The sequence below is a fragment of the Curtobacterium sp. 260 genome (assembly GCF_030803485.1).
Lineage (GTDB): Bacteria > Actinomycetota > Actinomycetes > Actinomycetales > Microbacteriaceae > Curtobacterium.
In genome coordinates this window covers 1-15976 of sequence record NZ_JAURUY010000014.1, presented here as the reverse complement: position 1 = coordinate 15976, position 15976 = coordinate 1, and the positions used below count along the sequence as shown (strand labels likewise).

At 71.8% G+C, this 15976-nt stretch carries 13 protein-coding genes; 6 read left to right on the top strand and 7 right to left on the bottom strand.

Annotation, left to right across the window (positions count from 1 at the left end; all coding sequences use genetic code 11):
- Window positions 1-323: 323 nt before the first annotated feature.
- The gene (locus tag J2X59_RS13640) at window positions 324-2795 is read right to left on the bottom strand and encodes a phosphoketolase family protein (RefSeq protein ID WP_209684292.1); all 2472 of its coding nucleotides are present in this window, start codon (window positions 2793-2795) and stop codon (window positions 324-326) included.
- Window positions 2796-3001: 206 nt separating this feature from the next.
- On the opposite strand from J2X59_RS13640, the gene J2X59_RS13635 reads away from it, so the two are divergent.
- Window positions 3002-3688: a hypothetical protein gene (locus J2X59_RS13635; protein WP_066651700.1), complete on the top strand. Its 687-nt coding sequence runs from the start codon at window positions 3002-3004 to the stop codon at window positions 3686-3688.
- Window positions 3689-3894: 206 nt separating this feature from the next.
- Here the strand turns inward: J2X59_RS13635 and J2X59_RS13630 are convergent, their stop codons facing one another.
- Entirely contained in the window at window positions 3895-4497 is a 603-nt protein-coding gene (locus J2X59_RS13630; protein ID WP_209684288.1) for a J-domain-containing protein, read from the bottom strand.
- Between the two features lie 12 nt (window positions 4498-4509).
- On the opposite strand from J2X59_RS13630, the gene J2X59_RS13625 reads away from it, so the two are divergent.
- Complete coding sequence (locus J2X59_RS13625) at window positions 4510-5685, top strand: sodium:calcium antiporter (RefSeq protein WP_235426436.1); 1176 nt, start codon at window positions 4510-4512, stop codon at window positions 5683-5685.
- A 64-nt stretch (window positions 5686-5749) separates the two neighbouring features.
- On the opposite strand, the gene J2X59_RS13620 is transcribed toward J2X59_RS13625, so the two are convergent.
- Complete coding sequence (locus tag J2X59_RS13620) at window positions 5750-7567, bottom strand: glycoside hydrolase family 15 protein (RefSeq protein WP_066651704.1); 1818 nt, start codon at window positions 7565-7567, stop codon at window positions 5750-5752.
- A gap of 553 nt (window positions 7568-8120) precedes the next feature.
- Here J2X59_RS13620 and J2X59_RS13615 point away from each other — a divergent pair.
- From J2X59_RS13615 to J2X59_RS13600, 4 genes are all read left to right on the top strand, one after another.
- A complete protein-coding gene (locus J2X59_RS13615; RefSeq protein ID WP_209684285.1) occupies window positions 8121-9287 on the top strand; it encodes an RtcB family protein in 1167 nt (388 codons plus the stop codon).
- Window positions 9288-9402: 115 nt separating this feature from the next.
- Window positions 9403-10236 carry a DUF1206 domain-containing protein gene (locus J2X59_RS13610; protein ID WP_326497032.1) on the top strand — a complete coding sequence of 278 codons (834 nt, stop codon included), beginning with the start codon at window positions 9403-9405 and terminating at the stop codon, window positions 10234-10236.
- A 255-nt stretch (window positions 10237-10491) separates the two neighbouring features.
- Window positions 10492-11367, top strand: a complete 876-nt coding sequence (locus J2X59_RS13605; RefSeq protein ID WP_326497031.1) for an SMP-30/gluconolactonase/LRE family protein — start codon at window positions 10492-10494, stop codon at window positions 11365-11367.
- Window positions 11368-11408: 41 nt separating this feature from the next.
- Entirely contained in the window at window positions 11409-12506 is a 1098-nt protein-coding gene (locus J2X59_RS13600; RefSeq protein WP_326497030.1) for an alpha/beta fold hydrolase, read from the top strand.
- A 95-nt stretch (window positions 12507-12601) separates the two neighbouring features.
- Here J2X59_RS13600 and J2X59_RS13595 read toward each other — a convergent pair whose 3' ends face one another.
- From J2X59_RS13595 to J2X59_RS13580, 4 genes are all read right to left on the bottom strand, one after another.
- Complete coding sequence (locus J2X59_RS13595; RefSeq protein WP_251154203.1) at window positions 12602-13795, bottom strand: NAD(P)/FAD-dependent oxidoreductase; 1194 nt, start codon at window positions 13793-13795, stop codon at window positions 12602-12604.
- A gap of 7 nt (window positions 13796-13802) precedes the next feature.
- On the bottom strand, window positions 13803-14603 hold the full coding sequence (locus J2X59_RS13590) for an SDR family NAD(P)-dependent oxidoreductase (RefSeq protein WP_066651718.1): 801 nt from the start codon (window positions 14601-14603) through the stop codon (window positions 13803-13805).
- Window positions 14604-14613: 10 nt separating this feature from the next.
- On the bottom strand, window positions 14614-15120 hold the full coding sequence (locus J2X59_RS13585) for a Dps family protein (RefSeq protein ID WP_126891959.1): 507 nt from the start codon (window positions 15118-15120) through the stop codon (window positions 14614-14616).
- 121 nt (window positions 15121-15241) lie between these two features.
- Window positions 15242-15754 (bottom strand): MarR family winged helix-turn-helix transcriptional regulator, encoded by a 513-nt coding sequence (locus J2X59_RS13580; RefSeq protein WP_066651725.1) that lies wholly within the window; start codon window positions 15752-15754, stop codon window positions 15242-15244.
- Between the last annotated feature and the right edge of the window lie 222 nt (window positions 15755-15976).

The following is a 15976-nucleotide window of genomic DNA, read 5'->3' as shown; positions in this document are numbered from 1 at the left end:
CAGCCTGGCACGTCAACCCGCGGTGTCGGCGGTCTCGTGCTCTGACGCTCGGTGGCGGGCCCGTTCCTGGCGCTCCCGCCACTCCTGGCGGAGGTCCTCGATCAGCTCGGCCTCGTTCTGCTCGGACCAGCGCGACCACCGCGCTCACCCATCCGACGTCCGTGCCCCGAGCCTCACGGCACAGGACCGGCCACGCGACGGGCGTGACCGGTCCTGTGGACGGTTCGCAGCGCCTCCAGGCTGTGCAGGAAGAGCGCGCAGCAAGAGCGCGCAGCGAGCGCGTGCAGGAAGAGCGGCCGGGAGGAGCCGACGGAGGCGGGACGTCAGTTGCCGGGGGCAGCGCCCTCCGTCTCGCCGGCGCCCGGGTCGCCCCCGGTCCCGCCGTCGGTCGGCTCGTCCTGCGGCCACCCTCGGAACTCCCAGCCCGACAGCGACGGGTGGTCCTCGCCCTTCGAGTAGGCGAAGGTCCGCGCGGCGTCCCGCGCCTCGGTGAGCTTCGCGAGCAGGTCAGCGTGCGCGTCGGCGTCGACCCGCGACAGTGCGTCGTGCGCCAGCGAGAAGCGGTCCATCTCGTTCAGCATGAGCATGTCGAACGGCGACGTGGTGGTGCCCTGCTCGAGGAAGCCGTGCACGTGCAGGTCGTCGTGGCCGTTCCGGCGGTACGTCAGCTGGTGCACGAGCGACGGGTAGCCGTGGAAGGCGAACACCGTCGGCGTGCCGGGCAGGAAGACCTCGTCGTAGCGCTCGTCGCTGACCGGGTGCTCGTGCTTCCGCGGGTCGCCGAGGGACAGCAGGTCCACGACGTTCACGAAGCGGACTCCGACCTCGGGCGCGTGCTTCCGGATGATGTCCGCGGCGGCGACGGCCTCGACCGTCGGCACGTCACCGGCGCTCGCGAGGAGCACGTCGGCGCGTCCGACCGTCTGCTCGGTGCCGGCCCAGTCCCAGACGCCGAGTCCGGCTGCCGCGTGCGCGACGGCGTCCTCGAGGGACAGGAAGACCGGCTCGGGGTGCTTCCCGGCGACGATCACCTCGATGCGGTCCGTGGTCTCGAACGCGTGCGCTGCCACGGCGAGCAGGGTGTTCGCGTCCGCCGGGAGCTTGATGCGCACGAGGTCCTGCTGCTTCGAGGCGACGACGTCGAGGAAGCCCGGGTCCTGGTGCGAGAAGCCGTTGTGGTCCTGGCGCCACACGTGCGACGACAGCAGGATCGACAGGTTCGACACGGGCGCGCGCCAGTCGATGTCGGTCGACGACTCGAGCCACTTCGCGTACTGCCCGACCATCGAGTCGATGATGTGCGCGAACGCCTCGTAGGTGTTGAGCAGCCCGTGGCGGCCGGTGAGCACGTAGCCCTCGAGCATCCCCTCGAGCAGGTGCTCCGACAGGACCTCGATGACCCGGCCACGAGCGCCGAGGTGCTCGTCGCCGGCCGCGCGACGGGCACGCCACACCCGGGAGGTCACGTCGAACACGGCGTCGAGCTTGTTCGACACCGTCTCGTCGGGCCCGAACAGGCGGAAGGACGACCCGTTCCGCGAGGTCAGCTCCGCGAGCCAGGGCCCGAGGGTCGCGGTCGAGCTGGCGTCCTCGCCGACGGGGACCGCGTACGGCTCGAGCGGCGGACGGTCGAGCGCGGTGCGGATGCGCCCGCCGTTGGCGTGCGGCGTGGCGCTCATGCGGAGGTCGCCCTGCGGCCGGATGGTCGTGAGGATCCCGGTCGGCTGGCCGTCGGCGTCGAACAGCTCGTCCGGGCGGTAGCTCCGCATCCACTCCTCGAGCTGCTCGCGGTGTCCGGCGTCCTCGCGCACGGCCGGCAGCGGGACCTGGTGGGCGCGGAAGGTGCCCTCGACGCGCTCGCCGTCGACCTCCTGCGGGCCGGTCCAGCCCTTCGGGGTACGGAGCACGATCATCGGCCAGCGTGGACGCAGGTCGGCTGCGCCTGCCGGCTGTCCGGCTGCGGCCCGTTCGGCCTGGGCCCGAGCGGCGGCCTGGATGTCGTCGATGCTCGCGAGCGCGCGGCGGAGGGCACCGTCGAACAGCGCGTGCACCGCGAACGGGTCGTGGTCCACGCGTGCGGAGTCGACGACGATCGGCTCGTACCCGAGGCCACGGAAGTACGCGGTGAGGTCCTCGTCGGGGATGCGCGCGAGGACGGTCGGGTTCGCGATCTTCCAGCCGTTGAGGTTGAGGATCGGCAGCACGGCTCCGTCGGACACCGGGTCGAGGAAGGTGTGCGCCTGCCAGGAGCCGGACAGGGGACCGGTCTCGGCCTCGCCGTCACCGACGACGCACGCCACGACGAGGTCCGGGTTGTCGAGCGCCGCGCCGTACGCGTGCGCGAGCGAGTAGCCGAGCTCGCCGCCCTCGTGGATGGATCCGGGCGTCTCCGGGGCGGCGTGGGACGGGATGCCGCCCGGGAACGAGAACTGCTTGAAGAACTTCCGGAGCCCCTCGGGGTCCGGCGTGATGTCCGGGTACAGCTCGCCCCAGGTCCCCTCGAGCCAGGCGTTCGCGTTCATCGCGGGGCCACCGTGCCCGGGCCCGCACACGTAGAGGAGGTCGCGGTCGGTCTCGGCGATGAGCGCGTTGCAGTGCGCGTAGACGAGGTTCAGCGCGGGGGAGGTGCCCCAGTGCCCGAGCAGGCGCGGCTTGACGTCGTCCGGGTCGATGGGACGGGTGAGCAGCGGGTTGTCGAGGAGGTAGATCTGCCCGACGGTGAGGTAGTTCGCGGCGCGCCACCAGGCGTCGATCGCCCGGATCCGGTCGGTGCTCGGGATGTGTACGGGGGCCATGTCTCCACGCTACGGAGCAGGGGGCCGGAGTTCCCCAGGAACTTCGTCCAATCCGATCGGGCGAGGGCCCCGAATCCCTTGCATCAGCCGGGAAACACCCGGAGCGCTCACCAGCCGCAAGTAGCTGGTTCTCCACCCCTCTTCGGGGTGTGTTCGGCGCGCACACAGGGAATCGCGCCGAGCGCGACAACGGAAGGAACCCACTCATGCGCAAGTCCATGAAGACCTCGATCACCCTCGCCACCACCGGCGCCCTCGTCCTCGGTGGTGCCGCGTTCGGCATCAGCACGGCGAACGCCGCGACCCCGAACGTGCAGACGGTCTCGTCCTCGTCCGAGGCCTCGAAGATCCCGGCCCCGGTCGCATCGGTCCCCGAGGTCAAGGGTGGCAACACCGCCGTCGCACTCGACAAGGGCTTCACCGACGCCCTCACCTCCCTCGGGCTGACCCCGGGCGTCTCCGGCGACGCGAAGCTCGAGGACGGCTCCGTGTCGTTCCCGATCACCGCCGGCTCGGTCACCTACTGGAGCCCGGACGGTAACTACCGCCCCTACGTGCAGGGCCTGCTGGACCACAACGGTTCCGGTCTGACCCTCAAGGCCGGCGACACCACGGTCACGCTCGAGAACTTCGTCGTGAACCCGGGCTCGTCGAAGCTCTACGGTGACGTCCTCGTCAACGGCGAGGTCGCCGCTTCGAACGCCTACCTGTTCTCGCTGCACGGTGGCACGCTCAAGCCGCTGCAGCTCGAGGGTGACAACGCCATCCTGACCGGCACCACCGTCCACGTCTCCGACGACGCCGCGAAGCTGCTCAACAGCACCTTCAAGACCGACGCCGTCAAGGGCGGGCTGCTCGTCGGCACCGCGACCATCACCGCGCAGATCAAGTAACACCCCGCGGCACACCCGCCGCACCCGCACCACCACGAGAAGGCGCCGCTCCCCACCACGGGAGCGGCGCCTTCTGCACGTCCGGGCCGGCAGCGCAGGCGGGTGCGGTCGATCGGGTCGGCCTGGAGGCACGGCCCAGCGCCGCGACACCGGCCGCGGTCCGGCACGGCGGACGAGGACACGGTGCGCGCCTCGTGCAGCCCAGGTCACGCCCGACGCCACCACCGACGCGGCCGTGCCGCCTGCTCCGCAGCCGCACGGTCGGCGGCCGCCCGCTCGTCCGCGGCGCGGCGGGCGTCCCGCCGCTCGCGCCACCGCTCCACCTCGACGTCGACGTCGCGCATCGGCGTGACGACCGGCGGTCCGCCGAGCAGCTGCCGTCGGGCCTCCTTGACGCGGGCGTTGAAGTCGACGAGGACCGCGCGGACGTCGTCCTCGGTCGTGAGCGCGTCGAGGTGGTCGTCGAGCTCGGCGTCCTCGGTCCGCAGCGCCAGCGCCGGCGGGGCGATGCCGCGGATGTCCTCACGTTCGATCTTCGCCTTGATCCACCAGTCGGGGTCGTGCCGTCCGTCGTTCCCCGGCAGCGGTTTGCCGTGGTACGGGTTCCCCTCGAAGACCCCGCGGCGCTCGGCCTCCTCGATGCGGGCACGAGCGTGCCGTTCGACGTCCTGCAGCCGGAGCAGGCGTCGTTCCTCGCGGACCTCGTCCGGGTCGAGGGAGCCGCGTTCGATCTCGCTGTCCACGAGCTGCTGGTACCGGTACCGGGCGGCTCGCCGCAGCCGGTCCATCCGTGCATCGACGTCGTTCATCGCCCGTCCATCATGCGCCGCACCGCCGACGGTGTGCTCAGCGGCCGTCCACGCTGGCCGGTCGCCGTCGAGCCGTTCGGCGCACACCTCGGAGCGGTCGCGGCCGTCGGGGGCCACGGTGAGGGCATGGGATCCCTGCCGCTCTGGATGCTCGTCGTGATCTTCGTGGCCGGTGCCGCGGTGATCTGGGTCGCAGGCATCCAGCTCTCGAAGACCACCGACGTCCTCGACGACCGACTGCACCTCGGGAGCGCGCTCGGCGGGCTCATCGTCCTGGCCGTCGCGACGAACCTGCCCGAGATCGCCATCACGGTCAGCGCGGGCCTGTCCGGCAACATCGAGGTCGCTGCCGGCAACATCCTCGGTGGCATCGCCCTGCAGACCGTCGTGATCGCGATCCTCGACGCCTTCGGCCGACGGGGCAAGGGGGTGCGGCCGCTCACCTACCGTGCTGCGTCGCTGACCCTCGTGCTCGAGGCGGTCGTCGTCGTCGCGGTGCTCGCCGTGGTCGTGGCCGGCAGTCAGCTCCCGCCCGACCTCGTGGTCGCACGACTCACACCGGACGTGGTGCTCATCGCAGCCATCTGGGTCGTCGGGCTCCTGCTCGTGCAGCGCGCCGGCAAGGGGTTGCCGTGGCACCAGGACGGCCGGGCGCCCGACGCGTCACCGCACGCGTCGGGGCACCGGACACGGAAGCAGGACCCACCGCGGATGAGCACCCGGAAGGCGGCGGTCGTCTTCACTGTGTCGGCCCTCGCGACGCTGGTCGCCGGTGTCGTCCTCGAACGTGCGGGTGATGCGGCGTCGGAGCAGATCGGGTTGTCCGGGGTGCTCTTCGGCGCCACGGTGCTGGCCCTCGCCACGAGTCTGCCGGAGATCTCCACCGGCATCCAGGCCGTCCGGCAGGGCGACGACAACCTCGCGATGTCGGACATCTTCGGTGGCAACGCGTTCCTGCCGGTGCTGTTCCTGGTCGCCACGGTGCTGTCCGGCAAGGCGGTGCTGCCGCAGGCGAACGCGAGTGACGTGTACCTGACGGCCCTCGCCGCGCTGCTGACGCTGGTCTACGCGGTCGGCCTGGTGTTCCGGCCGGGGCGGCGGATCATCGGCATGGGCGTCGACTCGTTCGTCGTGGTCGTGCTCTACCTGGTCGGGGTCGCCGGCCTCGTGGCGATCACCCTGGGCTGAGCAGCGTACGACCGTCGCGGTCGGGCGGGCACCACTGACCCGCCCGACCGGGTCCGCGCCCGGTTCACGACTCGGCGGCGACCTCCTCGATCGTCAGCGCCGCCTGGATGAGCGCGAGGTGGGACAGCCCCTGCGGGATGTTGCCCATGAACGCCCCGTCCTCGGCGCTGAGCATCTCGCTGAACAGGCCGACGTCGTTCGCCTGCGCCACCATGTCGTCCATCAGGGAACGGGCATCGTCCACCCGACCGGTGCACGCCATGGCGGCCGCGAGCCAGAACGAGCACGCGACGAAGGGCGACTCCTCCTGGTCCATGCCGGAGTACCGGTAGACCAGGGGGCCGTGCTGCAGCTGTTCCTCGATCGCGCGGATGGTCGACGCCATGCGCGGGCCGCGGTCGAACGACGACATCGCGTGCAGCAGGATCGAGGTGTCGATCGCGTCGGACCCCGGGTACATCACGTAGTACCCGCGCTCCTCGTCCCACCCGTGTTCGGCGACCCACTGCTCGATGAGTTCGCGGTTCTCGATCCACTTCTCGCGCGGTCCGTCGATCATGCCGGCGTCGTGGAGCTCCACCGCAGCGTCGAGCGCCTGCCAGCACCCGACCTTGCTCGACACGTAGTGCTGCGCCTCCTGGAGCTCCCACATACCGGAGTCCTGCTCGGGCCATCGGTGGCAGGCGTCGTCCGCGAGCCGCTCGAGCACGCTCGCGGTCTGGCGGTCGAGCACGTTGCCCGCCTTGACGTACTGACGGAGGATCTCGAAGACGTCACCCCAGACACCGAGCTGCAGCTGGTCGCCCGCACGGTTGCCGATCGTCACCGGACCGATGCCGTTCCACCCGGGGACGTCGCGCTCCTCGACGCCGTCGGTCTTCTCGCCGTTCAGGTCGTAGAAGATCGGCATGGTCTCGTCGTGCTCGGCGATGGTCCGCATCACCCAGGACACCGCCGCGTGCGTCTCCTCGCGGAGCCCGAAGCGGGTGAGGGCATGCACGGTGTACGACAGGTCTCGGACCCAGGCGAACCGGTAGTCCCAGTTCTTGCCGCCCGTGCGGTCCTCGGGCAGGCTCGTCGTCGGCGCCGCCGCGATCGCACCCGTGGGCGAGTAGATGAGCAGCTTCAGCGCGAGCGCACTGCGCTGCACGGCGTCGGCCCACGGGCCGTCGTACGAGAAGGTCTCCGACCAGGTCGACCAGTTCTCGATCGTCCGGTCGACCGCGTCGAGCGTGCGCTCCGGCTCGGGCATGAAGATCGGCTCGTTCTCGGTACCGACGATCGTCAGGATCGACTTCGACCCCTCGTTCGTGGTGAAGCGTCCGGAGAACCGAGGCCCGTCGTCGTGCACGGGCTCGAAGCCGTGCTGCACGATGCCGATGGTCACGCCGTCGATACCGATCACCGTGCCGTTGGCCGTGTCGATGCGTCGCGGCTCCGCCGTGTTCAGCAGGGTGCCGGGGACGACCGCCCACTCCATCTCGACGGTGCCGGAGACACCCTGTACGCAGCGGCCGATCTCGGCCCACGGCAGCCGACCGGCGACGCCGGTGACCATCGCGTCCGTGACCGTGCAGGACCCGCTGTCGGTCGTCCACGTCGTGACGAGCACGTTCGTGCCCGGCAGGTACTCGCGCTCGACGCTGGCGTCGCCGGTGGGACGGAGTGCGATGTGCCCCCCGTGCTCGGCGTCGAGGATGCTCGCGAAGACCGGTGGGGAGTCCATCGAGGGGATCGGCAGCCAGTCGATCCGGCCGTCGCGTGCGACGAGCGCGACCGTGCGGCCGTCACCGATGGCTCCGTAGGAGCGGAGCGGCACGTAGCCGTCGGTGCGCTCCTCGTTGTCGTTCGCGTCGGGGGTGTCGCGGGTCCGTTCGGTCATACCACCAGCCTGCCCGGCCCGGCGGGGCGACCATCAGCCGGGCGTACCCCGCTGTGGACGGTCGTGGTGTGCCTCCCGACCGTGCAGGAACGGCTGAGAGAACCGCGACACGCCCGGGTGAGTTGTGCGGCCCGGGCGTGTCGCACTACTGTCGGTCCTCCTGCCCGTCGGGCAGGACCGCCCGCCCCGGGCACCCACGGAGGGACCGCGATGCACGCCCAGCAGCACAGCAGCCGCCTCGAGCGCCAGCTCGATGCGCTCGTCGTGCTGCCCGCGGTGCAGTACGCGAACCCGTCCCTCCGCGAACCCACGTAGGCACGCGCCGTCCCCCGACGTCCCGTGCCCACCCGGCCCGGGGCGTCCCTCCCGTCGTTCCTCCACAGGTGCACTGCACCGAGCCGGAGGCGCAGGATCCGTCCGCCCCGGACCGTCACCACGACGGCCACCCGGCCGTCACCACGACGGCCGCCCGGCCGTCACCACGACGGCCACCCGGCCGTCACCACGACGGCCGCCCGGCCGTCGATGACCGTCACGACGAAGGACGAACACCGTGGAGAAGATCAACGACCGATTGCTCAGCTGGGCCTCGATGCTCGAGGAGAACACCGAGCAGCAGGCCCGCACGACGGCCCGGATGCCGTTCGTGTTCCCGCACCTCGCGCTGATGCCCGACGCGCACCTCGGTCTCGGCGCCACCGTCGGCTCCGTGATCCCGACCCTCGGCGCCGTCATGCCGGCGGCCGTCGGTGTCGACATCGGCTGCGGCATGATCGCGGTGCGCACGCAGTTCGCTGCCGCGGACCTGCCCGCCGACCTGCAGCCCCTCCGTGAGCAGATCGAGCGCGCGGTCCCGCTGTCCGCCGGGGCGTCGAACCGGAAGGTCGTCGCCACCGCCGAGCCGCGGATCGCCGAGCTCGAGGCGATGGCCGCGGCCGCCGGGTTCGACCCGGCCGGAGCACACGGCGGCTGGCGGAACCAGCTCGGCACGCTCGGTTCGGGCAACCACTTCATCGAGGTCTCGCTCGACGAGCAGGACCGGGTCTGGCTCTTCCTGCACTCCGGGTCGCGCGGCGTCGGCAACAAGATCGCCCAGCGGCACATCGCCGTCGCCAAGCGGATGATGCAGCGCTGGTGGATCGAGCTGCCGGACCCCGACCTGGCCTACCTCGTCGAGGGCACCCCGGAGTTCGACCGCTACATCGCCGAGCTCCGGTGGGCGCAGCACTTCGCGCTCCTCAACCGCGAGGAGATGATGGACCGGGTCGTCCGGCAGCTGTCCGAGGTGCTCGGCCAGCCGGTGGACGAGCAGGAGCGGATCAACTGCCACCACAACTTCACCCAGCGTGAGACGCACTGGGGCAAGAGCGTGTGGGTGTCCCGGAAGGGTGCCATCCAGGCGAAGGCAGGGCAGCCCGGTCTCATCCCGGGATCGATGGGGACCGCTTCCTACGTCGTCGAGGGGCTCGGTGACAAGCCGTCGCTCGAGTCCTCGCCGCACGGCGCCGGTCGGCTGTTCTCGCGGTCCGCTGCCCGGCGGACCTTCACCCACGAGCAGCTGCGCGAGGCGATGGCGGGGATCGAGTACCGCGACACGGACGCGTTCCTCGACGAGATCCCCGCGGCCTACAAGCCCATCGACCAGGTCATGGCGGATGCCGTCGACCTGGTGACGGTCCGGCACACGCTGCGGCAGGTCGTCAACGTCAAGGGTGATTGACACCGGACGGGGAGGCGCGTGGCCGTCCGCCACGTGCCTCCCGTCCGGCGCTCGTCCCGACACGCGGTGCGCCCCGCTGCGGACAGCGGTCCGTGCGTCGGGCACGCTCGAAGGGATGAGCGACCAGGCGGAACGAGCAGCACGCGAGACCGGACGACAGGCGAAGCGTGTCGCCGACAGCAGGTGGTTCGAGCTGACGGCGCGGGCCGGGTACGTCGGCAGCGGTGTGGTCCACCTGCTGATCGGGTACCTCGTCGTGCTCCTCGGGATCGGGAACGCGTCCGGGGGCAGCGAGACGGACCAGTCGGGAGCGCTGCGGCAGCTCGCCGAGGTCCCCGGAGGCGTGGCCCTGCTCTGGGTCGTCGCCGTCGGCACCGCAGCGCTGGCCCTGCGGCTCCTGCTCGAGGCGGTCGTCGGCGGCCGGTCCGACAGCGCCCGCGGGTGGGCGGCACGGGCGAAGGACGTCGGCAAGGCGGTCGTCTACGGCGTCGTCTCGTACTCGGCCGGGTCGTTCGCGCTCGGGGCCGGCACGAGCTCCAGCGGGTCGACCCGGAGCGCGGCGGCAGAGGCCCTCGCGACGCCCGGCGGGGTGTTCCTGCTGATCGCCGTCGGTGCCGTGGCGATCGCGATCGGTGCGGCCCTGGTCGTGCAGGGGTGCCGTCGCTCCTTCTGGAAGCAGCTCGTCCGGCCGCGGCAGCCCCTCGACCGTGCCGTGACCGTGCTCGGGACCGTCGGGTACGTCGGCAAGGGGATCGCCGTCGCGGTCGTCGGGGTGCTGATCGTCGTCGCCGGCGTCCGGAGCGACCCGGACCAGGCGACGGGGCTCGACGGGGCGTTCGACGCGCTGCGCGACCTGCCCGCCGGATCGGTGGTGCTCGTCGCGGTCGGCATCGGGTTCCTGGCGTACGGCGTCTACAGCTTCTTCCGCGCCCGGTTCGCGCGCCTCTGACCCGAGCGCGCGTCGGTCGGTGCGGACCACTGCGAGCCGTCGGCATCGGTCCGTGTGGACCGCTGTGAGACGCCGGCGTCGGTGCCGGACGCACCCGAGTCGTCGAGACGCCGCCGGATCCGACGGCGTCTCGCCGGGATGAAGGCGTCTCCGTCCGACGCCGGTGTCTCGGGCGGTCTCCGGCGCCCGCGGTCCGACCGAGTCCGCCGCATCTCGCTGGCAGGTCGTGCACGCCGGCCCCGGTAGACGGGACGCATGCACACCGACGCCGTGACCGGGCCCGTGACCGTCTTCTGCGACGAGCAGGCGGTCCTCGCCGAGAGCATCGTCTGGGACCCGACCAACGAGCGGCTCCGCTGGACCGACATCACCCTGGGCCTGCTCACCACCGCCCGCGCGGACGGCACGGTCGAGTCGAGCGTCGCACTGCCGCCGCCCCTGGCGAGCTTCCAGCCACGCGCCGCCGGCGGGTTCGTCGCGGCGTTGGGCGACGCGGTCGTGCTCACCGACGAGCGCGGCGTCGTCGAGCGCGAGCTGGTGCGGGTGCGGCACGCGACCACCGAGATGCGGTTCAACGAGGGCAAGTGCGACCCCTTCGGTCGGTTCCTCGTCGGCAGCATGGACCTCTCCGACCAGGACCCGGCGGGAGCGCTGTACTCGGTCGAGCCCGACGGCACGACGCGCGTGCTCCGCGGGGGCTTCGGCGTGACCAACGGCATCGAGTGGTCGGCCGACGGCAGCGTGATGTACGTCACGGACACGAGCACCTCGACGATCTACCGCGGCTCGTACGGCCCCGACGGCGTACTCGGCGAACTCGAGCCCTTCGTCAGCGGCGCCGCACACGACGGGCTGGTCCGCGACGACGAGGGCTGCTTCTGGACGGCGGTCTACGGCGCCGGCCGGGTGGAGCGCTGGGACGCCGAGGGCCGACACCTCGAGACCGTCGAGGTGCCCGCGCCGAACGTGACCTCCGTGGCCTTCGGCGGACCGGACGCGTCGACGCTCTTCGTCGCCACGGCGCGCGAGAACAGCACCGAGGAACAGCTCGAGCAGTACCCGCACTCCGGGGCGGTGTTCGCGGTCCCCACCCGGGTGCACGGCGCGCCCGCTTCCGCGTTCGGCGGCTGAACGGCGGGTACGGTGGGAGGTCGCCGATCCCAGGAGGCCCCGTGACCGAACAGGACGACCAGGACGACCGGACCCCGCCGCCCGCACCCGACCCCGCCGGTGCGCTCGCGCGTGCCGAGGACGCCGACGTGCAGGTCGAGGTCGACCGGATCGCCGTCGACGGCACCTACGTCCGGGTGAGCTCGATCGGGCAGCCGGGCGACCGTGCGTTCGTCCTCGTCGCCGGTCTGGGCATCGCCGCCACCTACTACGAGCGGCTCGCGCCGCACCTCAACGAGAACGGCCCGGTGCACGCCCTCGACCTGCCGGGCTTCGCCGGGGTCCCGCGCTTCCGTGGTGCCGTGTCGATCGAGCGCTACGCCGACGCGGTCGAGCAGGTCATCCGCGAGCTGCGGCTCGAGGACCCGGTGCTCGTCGGGCACTCGATGGGCACCCAGGTCGTCACCGAGGTCGCCGCGCGCAACCCGCACATCCGCGACCTCGTGCTCATCAGTCCGGTCGTCGACAGCCGCGCCCGGAGCATCCCGATCTCGGCGCTCCGCTTCCTGCGGTCGTCGCTGCACGAGCCCGCGGCCGTCCGCTGGCACGGGATCACCGCCTACGCGCTCTGCGGTTGGCACTGGTTCCGGAAGGTGCTGCCGGAGATGATCGCGTTCCCGATCGAGGACCGCGCCGCCGAGGTGCGGGCGCGCACCCTGATCGTCCGCGGTGAGCACGACGCGATGGTGCCCCGTGACTGGGTGCGGTCCCTCGCCCGGGTGTTCCCGCACGCGGTCCTGCGCGAGGTGGTCGGCGGCGCCCACTCGGTCATGCACGCGCAGGCGGACGCGGTGGCCCGCCTCGCGGTGGCCCTCGTCGACGGGCGGATCACCGACCGTGGCGTCGGCTCGCTGCAGCGGGTGCGCGACGACACGACCTCGTCCGACCTGGCCCGGCTGGGTCCGAAGGATGCCTGGCTGGTCGTGAAGTCGCGCTTCATCGAGCTCTTCGGCATGGCGAAGGGCGACGACGAGCAGCTGGAGCGGGCGAAGTCCGCGCACGCGGTCGCGATGGCCGACGGCGACGACATCCCCGTGGACCCGGACGACCGCCGCGAGGTGGTCGACGACGTCGCACCCGAGGTGCGCGACCGGTCCTGACCCGGGCACCGCGCACACGGCGACGGCCTGGAGGCGCGACCCGACCCCGTCAGGTCGAGCCGCGCCTCCAGGCCGCCGGCGTCAGGATCCGCGGGTCACGGCGTGATGCGGCCCGGCAGCATGTCCCGGGTGAGCCCGTTGGCGTCGGCGAGCACCCCGCGGGCCTCGTCCGTCTTGTCGGAGACGTTCCAGAGCAGGACCCCGCGGACCGTGTCGTCGTCGTCCAGGTAGTAGACGACGCCGGTGGTGAGCGGCTCCTGCCAGTCCTCGACGGTCTGCAGCTCGGTGGACACCTGGCCGACGGCCTCGTACCCCGTGTCGAAGACGTTCGAGTAGAACATCGGCGTGTGGTCGTACGTCTCGTCCGCGTCCGCGAGGTTCCGGCCTGCCTGCCGGCCCTGCTGCTTGGCGTTGTCGACGTGCTCGACCCGGCGCGTGCCGAGGATGCGGTCCGGGTACTCGGCGACGTCGCCGGCGGCGAACACCGACTCGTCGTCCGTCACCAGCGTCGACGACACCACGATGCCGTCGCGCACGGTCAGACCCGCGTCGGCGGCGAGCTGCGTCTGCGGCTCGATGCCGAGTCCGGCCACGACCGCGTCGGCCTCGAGGACCGACCCGTCGTCGAGCGTGAGGCTGACGCCGCCCTCCGACTCCGTGCCCTGGTCGACCCGTCGTCCGGTGCGGAGCTCGACGCCGTGGTCGACGAAGCGCTGCTGGAAGGCCCGGGCGAGGTCGTCGGGGAACATGTGCCCGCCGAGGACCTCGTCGGGCGTCACCAGGGTCACCCGGGCGCCGTTCTGCACGATGCCCGCGGCGATCTCGGTGCCGATGTAGCTGCCGCCGACGACGGCGACGTGCGCTCCGGCGTCCGCGAGGGCGCGGAGTCGGCGGTAGTCGTCCGCGCTGCGGAAGTCGAGGACCCGCGACGAGGGCGACAGGCCGGGCAGGCTGCGCGGTTTCCCACCGGTCGCGAGCAGCAGGCGCTCGTAGCCGTGGGTCTGGCCGTCGTCCGTCGTGACGGTCCCCGCCTCGCGGTCGATCGCCGTCACGACGGTCCCGAGCACGAACGTCGCCCCGGTCTCCTCGGTGTGCAGGTCGACCTTCTCGTCCCAGCTGAAGTCCGGGTCGGTCCAGAGCTTCTTCGACAGGGCCGGACGGGCGTACGGACGGTCGGTCTCCTCGCTGACGATGCCGATCGAGCCGTCGGCGTCGATCTCGCGGATCCCGCGTGCGGCAGCGTCGGCGACCATCCCGCCTCCGACGATCAGGTAGCGGAAGTCGCTCATGGTCCTCCTAGATGGTGGCGACCGAGCCGGAGTCGACCCGGTAGTTCGACCCGTTGACGAAGCTCGCCAGGTCGGAGCAGAGGAAGGCGACGACGTTCGCGACCTCCTCGGGCTCCCCGCGGCGGCCGAGCTCCATGTACGGACGCTGCTCGTCGAGGAAGCTGGAGATCGCCTCGTCGAACGAGGTCCCCTGCTCCTTCGCGCGCTTGTCCATCATGGCGTCGGTCATCGGGGTGTGGATGAAGGCCGGGCTCACGGTGTTCACGAGCAGGCCCTCGGACGCGTAGGACCGCGACAGGCCCTTCGCGAACGACAGGACGCCGGCCTTCGCGGCACAGTAGGGGAGCTCGTCGTCGTAGGGCTGCGAGGCGTCCTCGGACACGAGGTAGACGATGCGACCCCAGCCGCCCTTCCGGAGGTCGCCGATGAACTCCCGCGTGATCCGCACCGGGCCCATCAGGTCGACGTCGATGGTGTCGAGCCAGCCCTGCTCGTCGATCTCGTGGAACATGCCCTGCGCACCGGTGATGCCCGAGGACTGCACGAGGATGTCGATCTCGCCGACGGCGTCGCGCACCTTGCCGTGCAGCGCGGCGAGGGACTCGGCCTCCGTCACGTCCGCGGCGAAGGCGAAGAGCTTGCCGTGCGGTGCCTCGAGCTGGTCGGCACTCGTGTCGAGCCGGCCCTGGTCGAGGTCGGTGACGACCACGGTCGCACCCTCCGCCAGGAGGATACGAGCCGTGTTCCAGCCGATGCCGGAGTCGCCACCGAAGACGAGCGCGACCTTGCCGGTGATGCCGAGGTCCACGTCGCGTCCCCTACTCGTGCTCGGAGGCCTCGGCGACAGCCGGGGTCGTGGCGGCGGCGAGCGGCGTCCGCGGCTCGCGGTTCTCGGCCGAGACCATCCAGGCGAGCTGCTCGAGGCGCTCGATGAAGCCGTGGAGCAGGTCCGCGGTCGTCGGGTCCTCGTCGTCGACCTCGTCGTGCACGTCGCGCATGGTGCCGGTGGCCTGGTAGAGCCGGAGCGTGATGGCGTCGATGGCGTCGTGCGTGTCGATCTCCCCGTCCGGGAAGGCGTCGAGGTGCGTCCCCGCGGCGACCGTAGCCGAGCGGCCGTCCGGGATCGCGTAGAGGGCGCGCATGCGCTCCGCGGTGTCGTCGGCGAACTCACGCGCGGCGTCGACGATCTCGTCGAGCTGCAGGTGCAGGTCGCGGAAGTTGTGTCCGAGGATGTTCCAGTGGGCCTGCTTGCCCTGCAGGTGCAGGTCGACGAGGTCCACCAGGACGGCCTGGAGGTTGGCGGCGAGCTTGTCCGATGCGTGCATGATCGGCTCCTTTCGCGGTCGGTGTCCCTTCTGGTCTACGCGGTCGCGTGCTCGGCGTTCCCAGTGCGCGTGCACCCTGGCGTCCCCCGTGGGGTGGCCGGACGCGCGGACCGCACCGAGGTCAGTGCTCGAGCGCGGGGTCCACCTGGTCGACGGCGTCGCGCATCCGCTCGAGGAACGTCGCGACGACACGGGCGTCGGAGGCGGACAGCCCCTCGGCGATCGACATCATCCGCCGGTGCATGGTCCCGAGGGTGGCGCGGACCTCGTCGTCGGTCTCGGTCGTGGGGGTGATCACCAGTGCGCGACGGTCGGTGGGGTGCGGCTCGCGGCGGACGTGGTCCGACTTCACCAGGCGGTCGATCAGGATCGTCGTCGAGGCCGACGAGATCTTCAGGTAGGCGGCCAGGTCCTTCGGCTTGACCATCCGGCCCGCACGCTGTGCCTGCAGCAGGTAGCGGACGGCGAGCAGGTCGGTCTCGCCCATGCCCATCGAGTCGCGGGTCCGTCGCCGCATCGCGGTCTCGGCGGCGCGGTAGCGACGCAGGGCGTTCAGCACGGCGACGCCGCGCTGTGTGGCGTCGTCGTCGGGGAACCAGTACCCCGACGCCTCCGTGATCTCCTGCGTCGACATGCCGTTCAGGGTAACCCGTGTGGTATCTCGCCTGCCTAGCGGATCCGCGTGCTGTGGACGAGTCCTCGGTACTGCCCCGGACGGAGGGGAGGCGCGGGGGCGGCCCGCCCCCCCCCCCCCCCCCCCCCCCCCCGGGGCCCCCCCCCCCCCGGCCGGTTCCGGCGGGCCACGGGCGGCCCCACGCCCCGCCCCGGGGCGCGCGCCCCCCCGGCCGAGCACCAG

What these genes read in the sequence shown, in the direction of transcription:
- J2X59_RS13640 (WP_209684292.1), bottom strand. Translation starts at nt 2,795, where the DNA reads ATGGCCCCCGTACACATCCCGAGCACCGACCGGATCCGGGCGATCGAC.
- J2X59_RS13635 (WP_066651700.1), top strand. Translation starts at nt 3,002, where the DNA reads ATGCGCAAGTCCATGAAGACCTCGATCACCCTCGCCACCACCGGCGCC.
- J2X59_RS13630 (WP_209684288.1), bottom strand. Translation starts at nt 4,497, where the DNA reads ATGAACGACGTCGATGCACGGATGGACCGGCTGCGGCGAGCCGCCCGG.
- J2X59_RS13625 (WP_235426436.1), top strand. Translation starts at nt 4,510, where the DNA reads ATGCGCCGCACCGCCGACGGTGTGCTCAGCGGCCGTCCACGCTGGCCG.
- J2X59_RS13620 (WP_066651704.1), bottom strand. Translation starts at nt 7,567, where the DNA reads ATGACCGAACGGACCCGCGACACCCCCGACGCGAACGACAACGAGGAG.
- J2X59_RS13610 (WP_326497032.1), top strand. Translation starts at nt 9,403, where the DNA reads ATGAGCGACCAGGCGGAACGAGCAGCACGCGAGACCGGACGACAGGCG.
- J2X59_RS13605 (WP_326497031.1), top strand. Translation starts at nt 10,492, where the DNA reads ATGCACACCGACGCCGTGACCGGGCCCGTGACCGTCTTCTGCGACGAG.
- J2X59_RS13595 (WP_251154203.1), bottom strand. Translation starts at nt 13,795, where the DNA reads ATGAGCGACTTCCGCTACCTGATCGTCGGAGGCGGGATGGTCGCCGAC.
- J2X59_RS13585 (WP_126891959.1), bottom strand. Translation starts at nt 15,120, where the DNA reads ATGCACGCATCGGACAAGCTCGCCGCCAACCTCCAGGCCGTCCTGGTG.
- J2X59_RS13580 (WP_066651725.1), bottom strand. Translation starts at nt 15,754, where the DNA reads ATGTCGACGCAGGAGATCACGGAGGCGTCGGGGTACTGGTTCCCCGAC.